This window comes from Aquibium sp. A9E412, from assembly GCF_030398335.1.
In the GTDB taxonomy this organism is placed as follows: domain Bacteria; phylum Pseudomonadota; class Alphaproteobacteria; order Rhizobiales; family Rhizobiaceae; genus A9E412.
Window position 1 is genome coordinate 27,096 of record NZ_JAOAOP010000003.1, and the last position, 14,033, is coordinate 41,128.

The following is a 14,033-nucleotide window of genomic DNA, read 5'->3' on the forward strand; positions in this document are numbered from 1 at the left end:
TCTCCTCGCGGCGGCCTTTGCGCCGCAGCCAACTGTCGATTGTCCGGCCCGGCGGCCCCTACTCCGCCGCGACGCCCATGCGCATGCGCTCCATCTCCTCGAGCGCGCGGCGATACTCGACCGGCATCACCTTGCGGAACATCGGCCGGTAGTGCGCCCAGTCGTCGAGGATCGCGCGGGCGCGCGCCGAGCCGGTGTGGTGCATGTGGTTGGAGATGAGCTGCACCAGCCGCTCCTCGTCGTGCCGCGTCATGTCGCCCGACACGTCGACCCGGCCCTTGTGGTCGAGGTCGCCGCCGTGGTGGTGCAGCTTCTCCAGCATGTCGTCCTCCTCGGGCACCGGCTCGAGCTCGACCATCGCCATGTTGCAGCGCTCGGCGAAATCGCCCGCCTCGTCGAGCACGTAGGCGACGCCGCCCGACATGCCGGCGGCGAAGTTGCGCCCGGTGCGGCCGATGACGACGACGACGCCGCCCGTCATGTACTCGCAGCCATGGTCGCCGACGCCCTCGACCACCGCCACGGCGCCGGAGTTGCGCACCGCGAAGCGCTCGCCGGCGACGCCGCGGAAGTAGCACTCGCCCTCGATCGCGCCGTAGAGCACGGTGTTGCCGACGATGATGGAGTCCTCGGCGACGATGCGCGCCTCGTCCGGCGGGCGGATGACGATGCGGCCGCCCGACAGGCCCTTGCCGACATAGTCGTTGCCGTCGCCGATCAGCTCGAACGAGACGCCGCGCGCCAGGAAGGCGCCGAACGACTGGCCGGCGGTGCCGGTGAAGCGCACCGCGATGGTGTCGTCCTTCAGCCCCTTGTGGCCGTAGCGGCGGGCGACCTCGCCCGACAGCATGGCGCCGGCGGTGCGGTCGGTGTTGCGGATGTCGTGCGCCAGCGACACCGGCTCGCGCGCCTCGAGCGCCGGCCTGGCGCCCTCGATCAGCCTGCGGTCGAGCACGTCGTCGATCGGGTGCTTCTGCCGCTCGGTCCAGTGGATCGCCTGCTTGGGCGCCTGCGGCTTGAAGAAGACGCGGGAGAAGTCGAGGCCGCGCGCCTTCCAGTGGTCGATCAGCGGCCGCTTCTCCAGGAGGTCGGATTCGCCGATCACCTCGTCGAGCTTGCGGAAGCCCATGGCGGCGAGCAGCGCGCGCACCTCCTCGGCGACGTAGAAGAAGTAGTCGATGACGTGCTCGGGCGTGCCCTTGAAGCGCTTGCGCAGCACCGGGTCCTGCGTGGCGATGCCGACCGGGCAGGTGTTGAGGTGGCACTTGCGCATCATCAGGCAGCCGGCCGCGATCAGCGGCGCGGTCGAGAAGCCGAACTCGTCGGCGCCGAGCAGCGCGCCGATCAGCACGTCGCGTCCGGTGCGCAGACCGCCGTCGACCTGCAGCGCGATGCGGCTGCGCAGCCCGTTGAGCACCAGCGTCTGGTGCGTCTCGGCCAGGCCCATCTCCCACGGGCTGCCGGCATGCTTGAGCGAGGTCAGCGGCGAGGCGCCGGTGCCGCCGTCATAGCCGGCGATGGTGATGTGGTCGGCGCGCGCCTTGGCCACGCCCGCCGCCACCGTGCCGACGCCGACCTCGGAGACCAGCTTGACCGAGACGTCGCCCTGCGGGTTGACGTTCTTCAGGTCGAAGATGAGCTGCGCCAGGTCCTCGATCGAATAGATGTCGTGATGCGGCGGCGGCGAGATCAGCGCCACGCCGGGCGTCGAATGGCGCACCTTGGCGATCGTCGCGTCGACCTTGTGGCCGGGGAGCTGGCCGCCCTCGCCGGGCTTGGCACCCTGCGCCACCTTGATCTGCATCATGTCGGCGTTGACGAGATACTCCGCCGACACGCCGAAGCGGCCGCTGGCCACCTGCTTGATGGCCGAGCGCTCGGGATTGCGGCCGCCGCCGGGCAGCGGCAGGTAGCGGTCCGCTTCCTCGCCGCCCTCGCCGCTGTTCGACTTGCCGCCGATGGCGTTCATGGCGCGCGCCAGCGTGGTGTGCGCCTCGCGGCTGATCGAGCCGAACGACATCGCGCCGGTGGAGAAGCGGCGCACGATGTCGGCCGCCGGCTCGACCTCCTCGAGCGGCACCGGCGCGCGCCCGGTGCGCTCGGCTGTGCGGATCTCGAACAGGCCGCGGATCGTGCGCGCCTGCTCGGCCGCGCTGTTGATCTGCTCGCTGTACGCCCGGTAGGTGTCCCACGACTTCTTGCGCACCGCGTGCTGCAGGGTGGCCACCGCGTCCGGCGTCCACACATGCGCCTCGCCGCGCATGCGGTACATGTACTCGCCGCCGACGTCGAGCGCGCTCCGAAGCACCGGATCGTCGGAGAAGGCGGCGGCGTGACGCGTCACGGTCTCGCCGGCGATCTCCTCCAGGCCGACGCCCTCGATGGTCGTCGCCGTGCCGGTGAAGAAGCGCTCGACGAACTCGCTCCTCAGGCCCACCGCGTCGAAGATCTGCGCGCCGCAATAGGACTGGTAGGTGGAGATGCCCATCTTGGACATCACCTTGAGGATGCCCTTGCCGATCGACTTGATGTAGCGCGTCACCACCTCGTCGGCGTCGACCTCGGGCGGGAACTCGCCGCGCTTGTGCATGTCGACCAGCGTGTCGAAGGCAAGATAGGGGTTGATCGCCTCGGCGCCATAGCCGGCCAGGCAGCAGAAATGGTGCACCTCGCGCGGCTCGCCCGACTCCACCACCAGGCCGACCGCCGTGCGCAGGCCCTTGCGGATCAGGTGATGGTGGACCGCCGCCGTCGCCAGCAGCATGGGGATCGCCACCCGGTCGGCGCCGAGCTGACGGTCCGACAGGATGATGATGTTGTAGCCGCCGGCGACCGCCGCCTCGGCCCGCTCGCACAGCCGCTCGAGCGCGCCCTCCATGCCGGCCGCGCCCTCGCCGGCCGGATAGGTCACGTCGATCGTCTTGGTGTCGAAGCGGTCCTCGCTGTGGCCGATCGAGCGGATCTTCTCCAGGTCGCCGTTGGTCAGGATCGGCTGGCGCACCTCGAGCCGCTTGCGGCGCGAATTGCCGACCAGGTCGAAGATGTTGGGCCGCGGCCCGATGAACGACACCAGGCTCATCACCAGCTCCTCGCGGATCGGGTCGATCGGCGGGTTGGTGACCTGGGCGAAGTTCTGCTTGAAATAGGTGTAGAGCAGCTTCGACTTGTCCGACATCGCCGCGATCGGCGTGTCGGTGCCCATCGAGCCGACGGCCTCCTGGCCGGTGGTGGCCATCGGCGCCATCAGGATCTTGGTGTCCTCCTGCGTGTAGCCGAAGGCCTGCTGGCGGTCGAGCAGCGAGACGTCGCGGCGCAGCGCGCGCGGCTCGACGGGCTTCAGCTCCTCGAGAATGAGCTGCGTCTTGTCGAGCCATTCGCGGAAGGGATGCTTGGAGGCGATCGCCGACTTGATCTCGTCGTCGGAGACGATGCGCCCCTCCTCAAGGTCGATCAGCAGCATGCGGCCGGGCTGCAGCCGCCACTTGGCGACCACCTTCTCCTCCGGCACCGAGAAGGCGCCGGCCTCGGAGGCGAGGATCACCCGGTCGTCGTCGGTGATGACGTAGCGCGCCGGACGCAGGCCGTTGCGGTCGAGCGTGGCGCCGATCTGCCGGCCATCGGTGAAGGCGACCGCGGCCGGGCCGTCCCACGGCTCCATCAGCGCGGCATGGTACTCGTAGAAGGCCTGCCGCTCGGCGCTCATCAGCTTGTTGCCGGCCCACGCCTCGGGGATCAGCATCATCATCGCGTGGGCGAGCGAGTAGCCGCCCTGGCAGAGGAACTCGAGCGCATTGTCGAAACAGGCGGTGTCCGACTGCCCCTCGTAGGAGATCGGCCACAGCTTGGAGATGTCGTTGCCGAACAGCTCCGAATCGACCGAGGCCTGGCGCGCCGCCATCCAGTTGACGTTGCCGCGCAGCGTGTTGATCTCGCCGTTGTGGGCGGCCATGCGGTAGGGATGGGCGAGCTTCCAGGACGGGAAGGTGTTGGTCGAGAAGCGCTGGTGGACGAGCGCGATCGCCGTCTCGAAGCGCGCGTCGGTCAGGTCGCTGTAGTAGGCGCCGAGCTGGTAGGCCAGGAACATGCCCTTGTAGACGACGGTGCGCGCCGAAAGCGACACGATGTAGCAGTCGACGTCAGCACCGCTGTCGGCCTCCGCATGCAGCCGCGCCGAGATCACCTTGCGCAGGATGTAGAGCCGCCGCTCGAAGGACGGCTCGTCCTCGACGCCGGCGCCGCGGCCGATGAAGACCTGCCGGTGCACCGGCTCGGAGGCGGCGATCTGCGGCGCGTTCGACAGCGAGGAATTGTCGACCGGCACGTCGCGGAAGCCGATCAGCTCCTGCCCCTCGGCCTGCACCACCTCGGCGACGATCTGCTCGATCTGGGCGCGCAGCTCGGCGTCCTGCGGCATGAAGATCTGGCCGACGGCATAGTGGCCGGGCGGCGGCAGGTCGATGCCGGCCGCCGCCATCTCCTCGCGGTAGAGCCGGTCGGGGATCTGCGTCAGCACGCCGGCGCCGTCGCCGACCAGCGGGTCGGCGCCGACCGCGCCGCGGTGCGTCAGGTTTTCCAGCATCGCCAGGCCGTCGCGCAGGATGTCGTGCGAGCGCTCGCCCTTCATGTGCGCGATGAAGCCGACGCCGCACGCGTCGTGCTCGTTGACCGGGTGATAGAGGCCCTGCGGCGCAGGGTGGCCGGAGGCGCGTTTGACGGCGCCCGCAGTCTGCACGGCCGGCTTGCGCCCAGGCGTCACAGATGGCGTCGGTGTCGTCATCGTCCCATCCTCCTTCGCGTTCCCGCCGCAGCGGTCGGTCAGTGGTCCGGGGCTGGCGCTCTCGAGCGGTACAATCCCGGTCGTCGCACGGCATATCTTTCGAAAAGCCGGAAGAGGCCCCGCACCGCTCGCGCCGGCGCGGCTCTTCTATGTGGCGGCCTGCAGGCCGAAACCGACGACCGCGGTCCGCCTTCGCGCGCGCGCCGCATGCCAAAGGGCCGGACCGACGAAAACCTAACGCCAAATCCGGCGGCGGACGCGCGAAAAAATAAGACAGCACTGCTGTCCTATATTGTGTATGCCAGAAATCCTTGCCGCAGACAAGACGCAAACGCAAAAAAGCGGCCCCTTGCGCGAAACATTGTTGCGCGAGTCCCGCATTTGCCGGCACGCGAACCGTCGGCGCCGTCCGGCTGCGGCGGCATCGCACCGGCATTTAGGCCTTGCAGCCGGGCCGGCAAGGCGGCAACTGTCCGCGCAGTCAGACGAGCACGGGAGCACGCATGCATTTCGCCTCCGACAACTGGGCCGGCGTCCATCCGCGGATCGCAGAGGGCCTCGCCGCGCATGCCGGCGGCTATGCCGCGGCCTATGGCGGCAGCGATCTCGACCGCGCGGTCGCCGAGCGCTTCAGCGCCATCTTCGAGCGCGAGGTCGCCGTCTTCTTCGTCGCCACCGGCACGGCGGCCAATGCGCTGGCCATGACCCATGCCGCCCGGCCGGGCGGCGTCGCCTTCTGCCACAGCGAGGCGCACCTGATCGAGGACGAGTGCGGCGCGGCCGAGTACTTCACCGGCGGCGCCCGGCTGCACCCGGTCGACGGCACGCTGGGGCGCATCGGGCCGGCCGCCCTCGAGGCGGCGATCGGCCGCTTCCCGCCCGCCTTCGTGCATGCCGGCCAGCCGATGGCCGTCTCGATCACCCAGTCGACCGAGATCGGCACCGTCTACGCGCTCGACGAGATCGACGCGATCGCCGCTCTCTGCCGCCGGCACGGCCTGCCGCTGCACATGGACGGCGCGCGCTTCGCCAACGCGCTCGCCGCGCTCGACGTCTCGCCGGCCGAGATGACCTGGAAGCGCGGCGTCGACCTCATGTCGTTCGGCGGCACCAAGAACGGCTGCTGGTGCGCCGAGGCGCTGGTGCTGTTCGACCCGGCCGGCGCGGGCGACGTGCCCTTCCTGCGCAAGCGCGCCGCGCAGCTCTTCTCCAAGTCGCGCTTCGTCGCCGCCCAGTTCGACGCCTATTTCGCCGACGGCCTGTGGCTCGACACCGCGCGCCATGCCAACGCCATGGCGGCCCGGCTGGCCGGCCATGTCGGGCGGGCGGCGAAAGCGCGGCTCGCCTGGCAGCCGCAGGCCAACGAGGTGTTCGCCGTGCTGAAGCAGGGCGACGCCGAGGCCCTGCGCGCGGCCGGCGCCGCCTTCCACCCGTGGCATGCCCCGCGCGGCATGGACGGGCCGCCGGGCGCCGGCGAGACGCTGGCGCGCATGGTGACCAGCTTCCAGACGACGGCCGAGGAGGTCGACGCCTTCGGCGCCATGCTCGCCGATCTGTGACGGCAAGGCCGCTCACGCCGTTTTGAACGGCCCTCTCGACCGGTTGATTTCCAAGTGAGCGGGCGCTCTGGAACAACCGGAGCGCCGGCGCACGAGCCGGCCTGGTCACAAGAACCTCGAGAGGAGAACGCCATGTCCACCAAGTCCGCGATCACCGCCGCCTACCTGGCCGGCACCGTCGCCGCCGCCCTGTCGGCCGGCTCGCTGGCCACCGCGACCGCCGTCACCGCCCAGGAGAAGGAGAAGTGCTACGGCGTCTCGATGGCCGGCAAGAACGACTGCGCCGCCGGTCCCGGCACCACCTGCGCCGGCACCTCCACCGTCGACTACCAGGGCAACGCCTGGACCTATGTCGACGCCGGCACCTGCACCGAGATCGACCTGCCGGACGGCCGCACGGGCTCGCTCGAGCCGCTCGACCGCGACCTGCCGGCCTGACCCGGCAGCATCGCCAGCCGCGACGGAAAGGCCGGGGAGAGAGCCGATGAGACGCGCGGAGACCTCCAGTCCGCCCGCCGCCGGGCGCTTTCCGGCCTTTTCCGTCGCCGGCCGCGCCGGCGCCAGCTTCAAGCCGCAGCATCTCGAGGCCATTCTCGCCGACCCCGGCGCGATCGGCTTTCTCGAGGTGCATGCGGAGAACTACATGGGCGCCGGCGGCCCGCCGCACGCCGCGCTCGCCCGCCTGCGCGCCGAGCGGCCGCTGTCGCTGCACGGCGTGTGCATGTCGATCGGCGGCCTCGAACCGCTCGACCGCGCGCATCTGGCGCGCTTTGCCGATCTCGTCGCGCGCTACGAGCCGGCGCTGGTGTCGGAGCACCTGGCCTGGTCGACGCATGACGACGTCTTTCTCAACGATCTCCTGCCGCTGCCCTACACCGACGCCACGCTGGCGCGCGTGTGCGACCACATCGACGCCGTGCAGACGGCGATCGGCCGGCCGATGCTGCTGGAGAACCCGTCGACCTACGTCCTGTTCGCGGAGTCGACCTGGCGCGAGACCGATTTCCTGCGCGAGGTGGTGCGGCGCACCGGCTGCGGCCTCCTGCTCGACGTCAACAACGTCTTCGTCTCGGCGACGAACCACGGCTTCTCGGCCGCCGCCTACCTGGCCGACTTCCCGCTCGCGCATGTCGGCGAGATCCATCTGGCCGGCCACGCCCGCGACGCCGACGAGAACGGCGTCGCCTTCCTGATCGACAGCCACGACGCGCCGGTGGCCGACCCGGTGTGGGCGCTCTACGAGACGGTCGTCGCGCAGCGCGGCGCGGTGCCGACGCTGGTCGAGTGGGACAGCGCCGTTCCCGACTGGCCGGTGCTGATGGCCGAAGCCGCCGCCGCCGAGGCGATCCTCGCGCGCAAGGGCGGCCGCGTTGCTCAGGAGCCGCGCCATGCCGCACGCGCCTGACCCCGGCGGCGCGGCGGCCGCCTGGCCGCGCGCCTTCCGCACCGCCGTGCTCGATCCCGGCGCGCCGGCGCCCGCCGGCCTCCACGGATGCGCCGGCAGCCCGGCCGGCAGGCGCTTCGACGTCTACCGCAACAACGTCGTGCACAGCCTGACGACGGCGCTGGCCGAGATCTTTCCGGCGGTGGAGCGGCTGGTCGGCGCGGCCAATTTCGGCGTCCTCGCGCGCGCCTTCGTGCGCGCCCACCCGCCGCGCTCGCCGCTGCTGTTCGCCTATGGCGAGGCCTTCGCCGACTTCCTCGCCCGCTACGAGCCGGTGCGCGCCCTCGTCTACCTGCCCGACGTCGCGCGGATCGAGCGCGCCTGGCTCGACGCCTATCATGCCGCCGATGCCGAGCCGCTGCCGGGCGCGGCCCTCGCCGCGCTCGCGCCCGACCGGCTGGCCGGCAGCCGGTTTCGCCCCCATCCGGCGACCCGTCTCGTGCGCTCGCGCTACGCCGCCGCCTCGATCGTGCTGGCCAACCGCGGCACGCCGCCGCCGGCCGGCGGCCGCATCCGCGCCGGCGAAGCGGAGGCCGCGCTCGTCACCCGGCCGGCACTGACCGTCACCCTCGCGCCGCTCTGCCCCGCCGAGGGCGCCTTCTTCGCCGCGCTTCTGGCCGGCCGGACGCTGCAGGCGGCGGCCGGGACGGCGGCAGAGGAGGATGCGGCCTTCGATCTGGCCGGTGCGATCCGGCGGCTTGTCGACAGTGGCGCGTTTGCCGCGCTGCGAACCGACGCGGATGGCGAACGGGAGGAAACGACGCCATGAGACCCCTGGTCGAGCGCCTGCGCGCCGCGCACCGGCACGCCTTCGCCGCCCTGGAATCGGCCGTCGACGGCTGGTTCCTCGGCCTTCTCGCCCGCTTCGTCTTCGCCGCGGTGCTGCTGCTTTATTTCCTCAACTCCGCGCGCACCAAGGTCGGCGACGGGCTGCTCGGCTTTTTCGACGTCGCCGACAACGCCTACTACCAGATCGTGCTGCCGGCGGTGGAGGCGGCCGGCGGCGACGTCTCGCAGGTCGCGCTGGTGCCGTGGGGGCTGATCGTGTGGGCCGGCACCTATGCCGAGTTCGCGCTGCCGCTGCTGATCGTCGCCGGCCTGTTCACGCGGCTCGCCGCGCTCGGCATGATCGTCTTCGTCATCGTGCAGAGCTATGTCGACATCGCGGTGCACAATGTCGACGCGCAGACCGTCGGCGCCTGGTTCGACCGCTTTCCCGCCGCGCCGGTCGCCGACCAGCGGCTGCTGTGGGGCTTTCTGCTCATCGTTCTCGTGGTGCGCGGCGCCGGGCGCGTCTCGCTCGATGCCGCGCTCGCCCGCTGGTGGCAGGCAGGCAGCCGGCCGGCCGCCACGGCCCGGCCCGCCTGACCGCGACCGCCCCTGCGGGCGGAAAAAAAGCGGCGCCCCGAAGGGACGCCGCTCGTCGGTCGGTCGGCAGACCGTCGATGCCGGGCCGGCCGCATCGTGCGCCGGAGCCGCCCTGACAGATCGCAGAGCGGCTCCGACCCGTCGGCTTGTGGACGGTTGCGGCCGGCGAAGCCGCCAGGCTTCGCCCGGCGACGCGTTAGCCGGCCTTGGCCTCGATCTGCCTGGAGCCGTCCTGCGAGGCGCCGGCGATCTCGATGCGGCGCGGCCGCATCTCGTCGGGAATGTTGCGCTTCAGGTCGATGTGCAGCAGGCCGTTCTGCATGCGCGCGCCGACCACCTCGACGAAGTCGGCGAGCTGGAAGCGGCGCTCGAAGCTGCGCCCGGCGATGCCGCGATAGAGCAGCTCGGAGCCGTCCTGACGCTCCTCCTCGCTCTTCTCGCCCTTCACGGTCAGCACGTTGCGGTGCGCCTCGATCGAGATGTCGTCCTCGGAGAAGCCGGCCACCGCCATGGAGATGCGGTAGGCGTCCTCGCCGGTGCGCTCGATGTTGTAGGGCGGGTAGGTCTGCCCGCCATCCGGCTGGGCAAGCGAGTCGAGCATGGTGAAAAGCCGGTCGAACCCGACGGTCGAGCGGTAGAGCGGCGAAAAGTCGACATGACGCATGGGTCTGTCCTCCTGTTGAGCAACACGTTTGCGCATTCGGCCTTTGCGGAAACCCGTCACCGGCGTTTCCCTTCGGCCGCGGCCCCTTGCGGCGGCCGCGCAAGGGATGTGGGCGCCCGCCCGCGCGTTTTCAAGAGCCGCCGCGGCGCCCGCGCCGGCCACCTGAACGCGCCATGAACCGCGGCTTCGGCCGCCGTTCAGCTTCGCCCTGCTAGCCTTCCCGAAGACTTGCCGATGACGGCGCCCGAAGAGGGCGCCGCGCAGCACTTGGCCGGGTGTATCGTCCCTTCCTCCCGGCCGTCATGCCTCGGCGGCGGCATTCGCGCGCCCGGTGATTCCCCTTCACGGCAAAATGCTCTAGACCCGTCGGTGCCGGGCCGGGGCGGCCCGCCAGCACAGCGCGCAGCGGTGGCGATGTCCGACCTTCTCTACCAGATCCCCGGAAACCCGGTTCCCGAGGGCGCGACCGCCGGCCTGCTCGACACGGCCGACGGCCACCGCATCCGCTTCGCCCGCTTCGTCGCCACCGGCCGGCCGCTCAGGGGCACGGTGGTCATCCTGCCCGGCCGCAACGAGGCGATCGAGAAGTACTTCGAGACCGTCGGCGATCTCGCCGCGCGCGGCTTCGCCACGGCCACCCTCGACTGGCGCGGCCAGGGCGCCTCCGACCGGCTGCTGCGCGACCGCGAGCGCGGCTATGTCGGCAGCTTCGACGACTACGTCGCCGATCTCGACCGGCTGTTCGAGGAGGTCATCCTGCCCGACTGCCGCCCGCCCTACTACGTGCTCGGCCACTCGACCGGCGCGCTGGTGGCGCTGCTGGCCGCCCCCGGACTGGTCAACCGCGTGCGCCGCATGGTGCTGTGCGCGCCGCTTCTGGGCTTCGCCGGCACGGCGTTTTCCGACCGCGCGCTCTACCGCCTGTCGAGCTTGCTGTTCGCGCTCGGCCTGGGGCGCGTCTACATGGCCGGCGGGCCGCGGCCGCGCGAGGCCATCCCCTTCGCCTTCAACAAGCTGACGACCGACTACGCCCGCTACGCCCGCAACCAGGAGCTCTACCGCCGCCACCCGGCGCTGGCGCTCGGCGGCCCGACCGCCGCCTGGATCCGCGCCGCCTGCCGGGCGATCCGCACCGTGCGCGACCCCGAATTCGCCGCGCGCATCCGCATTCCGGCTCTGTTCGTCGCCGCCGGCGCCGACGAGGTGGTGTCGAACCGGGCGATCGAGGACTACCACGGGCGGCTGCGCAGCGGCGCGCTGGTCACCGTCGACGGCGCCCGGCACGAGCTGTTGCAGGAAGCCGACGCCTATCGCGAGCAGGTGCTCGCCGCCTTCGACGCTTTCGTGCCGGGCTCCGACGCGGTGTTCGCGTAGCGCGCGTCCCTCGAGCGTTTCCAGGCGAAGCGGGCGCCGCCTCGCCGCCCCCTCCCCCAGGAAAACGACGACTCAGAACCGGTCTGCGATGGTGCGGAGACCCGACCGGCTCCGGGCCGCCGGCGTCAGCCGGCGAGCCGGGCCAGCGCCGCGCGGTGCAGCGCCGGCGTGGCGGCTGCCACGATGTCGCCGCCCGCCTCGGCCGGCTCGCCGCGCCAGGTGGTCACCACGCCGCCGGCCTGCTCGATGATCGGGATCAGCGCCACGATGTCGTAGGGCTGCAGGGCCGATTCGATCACCAGGTCGACATGGCCGGCCGCCACCATGGCATAGCCGTAGCAGTCGGTGCCGTAGCGCGTCAGCCGCACCGCCTGCTCGACCGTGTCGTAGAGCGCCCGGCGCGGCCCGTCGAACAGCGCCGGCGTCGTGGTGCACAGCGTCGCCTCCTCGAGCCGCTCGACCTTGCGGGTGGCGAGCGTCCTGGCCCCGCCCGGCCCCTCGTAGAAGGCGCCGGCGCCGTCGGCGAAGTAGAGCTCGCCCGTGAAGGGCTGCGCCATCAACCCCGCCACCGCCTTGCCGCCGACCATGTGGCCGACCAGCGTGCCCCACAGCGGCAGGCCGGAGATGAAGGCGCGCGTGCCGTCGATCGGGTCGATCACCCACACGGCGGCACTGTCGCCGTTCTCGCTGCCGAACTCCTCGCCGATCAGGCCGTGCCCGGGATAGGCCTCGGCGATCGCCGCGCGGATCGCCCGCTCGGCCGCCTGGTCGGCCTCCGTCACCGGGTCGAAGCCGGCATGGTCCTTGTTGGCCACCGCCGCCTGGCGACGGAAGCGCGGCAGCGTCTCGGCGGCGGCCGCCGCCGCCACGCGCCGCAGAAAGGCCGGTGGAATGGTCATCTCGTCTCCTCGTCATGCCCGGATCGCCGGGCCTGCCGGCCGCCGCGCCCCTCGCGGCCCCGCGGCGCTTTGTCCACACAAAATCGCAGTGCAGCGCTTGACATTTGTGCAGCGCAGCATAAATTGGTTGCCGGACAGTTCGTCTGTCCGATGCCCTCCTTGGGCGTTTCCTCCCTAGACTTGGACCGCGTCGTCAACCGGCGATGCGGTCTCTTTTTTTGCGCCGCGCAAACGCGTGGCGAGGCCGCCCGGCGTGGCGCGGCATCTCTAGACCATCCCGTCGGATGCTGTGAAGCGGTTTTCGGAGGCGGCAGGCCGCGTCCGGCGGCGTTTCGGCGCCGTGAAAAGCCACGCCGCCGCGGCCGCGCGCGCGGCTATTCGGCGGCGAGCGGGGGCGCTGCGGCGAAATCGTCGGGGATGGCGGTCAGGTCGCGGGCGAAGGCGGTCAGGTCGCGCACCAGCGCGTCGAAGCCCGGCGCGCGCTCCAGCGTGCGTTCGTTCATGTAGATGCCGCGGTTGATCTCGATCTGCAGCGCGTGCAGGCCGCGCGCGGGCCGGCCGTAATGCTCGGTGATGAAGCCGCCGGCATAGGGCTTGTTGTGCGCCACCGTGTAGCCCATCGCCGACAGGATCGCGATGGCGTGCTCGGTCAGCGCCTGCGCGGCCGAGGTGCCGAAGCGGTCGCCGACGATGAAGTCGGGCCGCATGCCGTTCTCGCCGACGCGGATGCTGGCCGGCATCGAGTGGCAGTCGATCAGCACGGCGAAGCCGAAGCGCGCATGGGTGCGCGCGACGAGCTGCTTGAGGCAGTCGTGATAGGGCTTGTAGACCGCGCCGATGCGCGCCACGGCCTCCGCCAGCGGCAGCCGCCCGGCATAGATGTCGAGCCCCTCGCCGACCAGCCGCGGCACGGTGCCCAGCCCGCCGGCCACACGCGGCGAGCGCGTGTTGGCATGGCCCGGTAGCGGCTCGGCGAACATGCGCGGATCGAGCTCCCAGGGCTCGCGGTTGACGTCGAGATAGGCGCGCGGGAAGTTGGCCGACAGGAGCGGCGCGCCGAGGCCGATCACGCCGGAGAACAGCTCGTCGACATAGCAGTCCTCGGAGCGGCGGATCGCCGCGGCGTCGAGCCGCGACATCGCCAGGAAGCGGGCCGGATAGTGCCGGCCGCTGTGCGGCGAGTTGAACACGAAGGGCAGAATCTGGTCGCCGGCGAGCCGCACCGCGAAGGGGGGTACCGTTGCGAAGTCTGCCGATGCGTCCATGTCTTCTCCCGCCGCCGCTCGCCGCCGTCGCTGGCAATGCCGGCAAAGCCTGCCACCGGGCGCACGGCCTGTCCAGCCTGCACGGCCGCCTTGCCGCGGCACCACATTCACTTGATGTTTACCCTCGCGGATTCATATATCGCAATGGTTAACGGGCCGGCGCAAAGGCCCGTCGGGGGCTGTTCGGACAGGGACGATGGCGCGAATCCTGCTTGCGGAAGACGACGACGACATGCGGCGGTTTCTGGTCCGCGCGCTCGAGCGGGCCGGCTATGACGTGATCGACTACGACAACGGCGCCAGCGCCTACGACCGGCTGCGCGAGGAGCCGTTCTCGCTGCTTCTGACCGACATCGTGATGCCGGAGATGGACGGCATCGAGCTCGCCCGGCGCGCCACCGAGATCGATCCCGACCTCAAGGTGATGTTCATCACCGGCTTCGCCGCCGTCGCGCTGAACCCCGATTCGAACGCGCCGCGCGACGCCAAGGTGCTGTCGAAGCCGTTCCACCTGCGCGACCTCGTCAACGAGGTCGAGAAGATGCTGCAGGCCGCCTGAACGGCGCCCCGCAGCGGCCGCGCGCAGGAGCGCCGGAGCCCGCGCGCAACCGGCCGCCGCGCCCCGCCCGCGACGCCCCGCAAAGGCGGCGAAGTTCCTATTGACGGGCGCTGCGGCTTTGTGG

Annotated in this window: 11 protein-coding genes; 7 read left to right on the forward strand and 4 right to left on the reverse strand. The window is 71.3% G+C overall.

Annotation, left to right across the window (positions count from 1 at the left end; genetic code table 11):
* Positions 1-58: 58 nt before the first annotated feature.
* Positions 59-4,777: a glutamate synthase large subunit gene (gene gltB / locus N1F89_RS02330; protein WP_290081106.1), complete on the reverse strand. Its 4,719-nt coding sequence runs from the start codon at positions 4,775-4,777 to the stop codon at positions 59-61.
* A 503-nt stretch (positions 4,778-5,280) separates the two neighbouring features.
* Between gltB and N1F89_RS02335 the strand changes: the two genes are divergently transcribed.
* From N1F89_RS02335 to N1F89_RS02355, 5 genes are all read left to right on the forward strand, one after another.
* A complete protein-coding gene (locus tag N1F89_RS02335) occupies positions 5,281-6,336 on the forward strand; it encodes a low specificity L-threonine aldolase (RefSeq protein WP_290081107.1) in 1,056 nt (351 codons plus the stop codon).
* A 132-nt stretch (positions 6,337-6,468) separates the two neighbouring features.
* Positions 6,469-6,774, forward strand: coding sequence for a DUF2282 domain-containing protein (locus tag N1F89_RS02340; protein ID WP_290081110.1), 306 nt, complete (start codon positions 6,469-6,471; stop codon positions 6,772-6,774).
* 46 nt (positions 6,775-6,820) lie between these two features.
* A complete protein-coding gene (locus N1F89_RS02345) occupies positions 6,821-7,741 on the forward strand; it encodes a DUF692 domain-containing protein (RefSeq protein WP_290081111.1) in 921 nt (306 codons plus the stop codon).
* Positions 7,725-8,549: a DNA-binding domain-containing protein gene (locus N1F89_RS02350; RefSeq protein WP_290081112.1), complete on the forward strand. Its 825-nt coding sequence runs from the start codon at positions 7,725-7,727 to the stop codon at positions 8,547-8,549. The genes N1F89_RS02345 and N1F89_RS02350 overlap by 17 nt, the downstream gene beginning before the upstream one ends.
* Complete coding sequence (locus N1F89_RS02355) at positions 8,546-9,148, forward strand: DoxX family protein (RefSeq protein ID WP_290081113.1); 603 nt, start codon at positions 8,546-8,548, stop codon at positions 9,146-9,148. The genes N1F89_RS02350 and N1F89_RS02355 overlap by 4 nt, the downstream gene beginning before the upstream one ends.
* Positions 9,149-9,344: 196 nt before the next feature.
* Here the strand turns inward: N1F89_RS02355 and N1F89_RS02360 are convergent, their stop codons facing one another.
* Positions 9,345-9,812 (reverse strand): Hsp20 family protein, encoded by a 468-nt coding sequence (locus tag N1F89_RS02360; RefSeq protein WP_290081115.1) that lies wholly within the window; start codon positions 9,810-9,812, stop codon positions 9,345-9,347.
* Positions 9,813-10,226: 414 nt separating this feature from the next.
* Here N1F89_RS02360 and N1F89_RS02365 point away from each other — a divergent pair, with 414 nt between their 5' ends.
* Positions 10,227-11,186, forward strand: coding sequence for an alpha/beta hydrolase (locus N1F89_RS02365; RefSeq protein ID WP_290081116.1), 960 nt, complete (start codon positions 10,227-10,229; stop codon positions 11,184-11,186).
* Positions 11,187-11,311: 125 nt separating this feature from the next.
* Here N1F89_RS02365 and hisN read toward each other — a convergent pair whose 3' ends face one another.
* Complete coding sequence (gene hisN / locus N1F89_RS02370; RefSeq protein WP_290081119.1) at positions 11,312-12,085, reverse strand: histidinol-phosphatase; 774 nt, start codon at positions 12,083-12,085, stop codon at positions 11,312-11,314.
* A 374-nt stretch (positions 12,086-12,459) separates the two neighbouring features.
* On the reverse strand, positions 12,460-13,350 hold the full coding sequence (locus N1F89_RS02375) for an N-formylglutamate amidohydrolase (protein WP_290081121.1): 891 nt from the start codon (positions 13,348-13,350) through the stop codon (positions 12,460-12,462).
* A 196-nt stretch (positions 13,351-13,546) separates the two neighbouring features.
* Between N1F89_RS02375 and cpdR the strand changes: the two genes are divergently transcribed.
* Complete coding sequence (gene cpdR, locus N1F89_RS02380; RefSeq protein ID WP_290081124.1) at positions 13,547-13,909, forward strand: cell cycle two-component system response regulator CpdR; 363 nt, start codon at positions 13,547-13,549, stop codon at positions 13,907-13,909.
* The last annotated feature ends 124 nt before the right edge of the window (positions 13,910-14,033 follow it).

Excerpts from the sequence above, each read along its gene's own strand:
- gltB (WP_290081106.1), bottom strand. The coding sequence starts at position 4,777 with ATGACGACACCGACGCCATCTGTGACGCCTGGGCGCAAGCCGGCCGTG.
- N1F89_RS02335 (WP_290081107.1), top strand. The coding sequence starts at position 5,281 with ATGCATTTCGCCTCCGACAACTGGGCCGGCGTCCATCCGCGGATCGCA.
- N1F89_RS02340 (WP_290081110.1), top strand. The coding sequence starts at position 6,469 with ATGTCCACCAAGTCCGCGATCACCGCCGCCTACCTGGCCGGCACCGTC.
- N1F89_RS02345 (WP_290081111.1), top strand. The coding sequence starts at position 6,821 with ATGAGACGCGCGGAGACCTCCAGTCCGCCCGCCGCCGGGCGCTTTCCG.
- N1F89_RS02350 (WP_290081112.1), top strand. The coding sequence starts at position 7,725 with ATGCCGCACGCGCCTGACCCCGGCGGCGCGGCGGCCGCCTGGCCGCGC.
- N1F89_RS02355 (WP_290081113.1), top strand. The coding sequence starts at position 8,546 with ATGAGACCCCTGGTCGAGCGCCTGCGCGCCGCGCACCGGCACGCCTTC.
- N1F89_RS02360 (WP_290081115.1), bottom strand. The coding sequence starts at position 9,812 with ATGCGTCATGTCGACTTTTCGCCGCTCTACCGCTCGACCGTCGGGTTC.
- N1F89_RS02365 (WP_290081116.1), top strand. The coding sequence starts at position 10,227 with ATGTCCGACCTTCTCTACCAGATCCCCGGAAACCCGGTTCCCGAGGGC.
- hisN (WP_290081119.1), bottom strand. The coding sequence starts at position 12,085 with ATGACCATTCCACCGGCCTTTCTGCGGCGCGTGGCGGCGGCGGCCGCC.
- N1F89_RS02375 (WP_290081121.1), bottom strand. The coding sequence starts at position 13,350 with ATGGACGCATCGGCAGACTTCGCAACGGTACCCCCCTTCGCGGTGCGG.
- cpdR (WP_290081124.1), top strand. The coding sequence starts at position 13,547 with ATGGCGCGAATCCTGCTTGCGGAAGACGACGACGACATGCGGCGGTTT.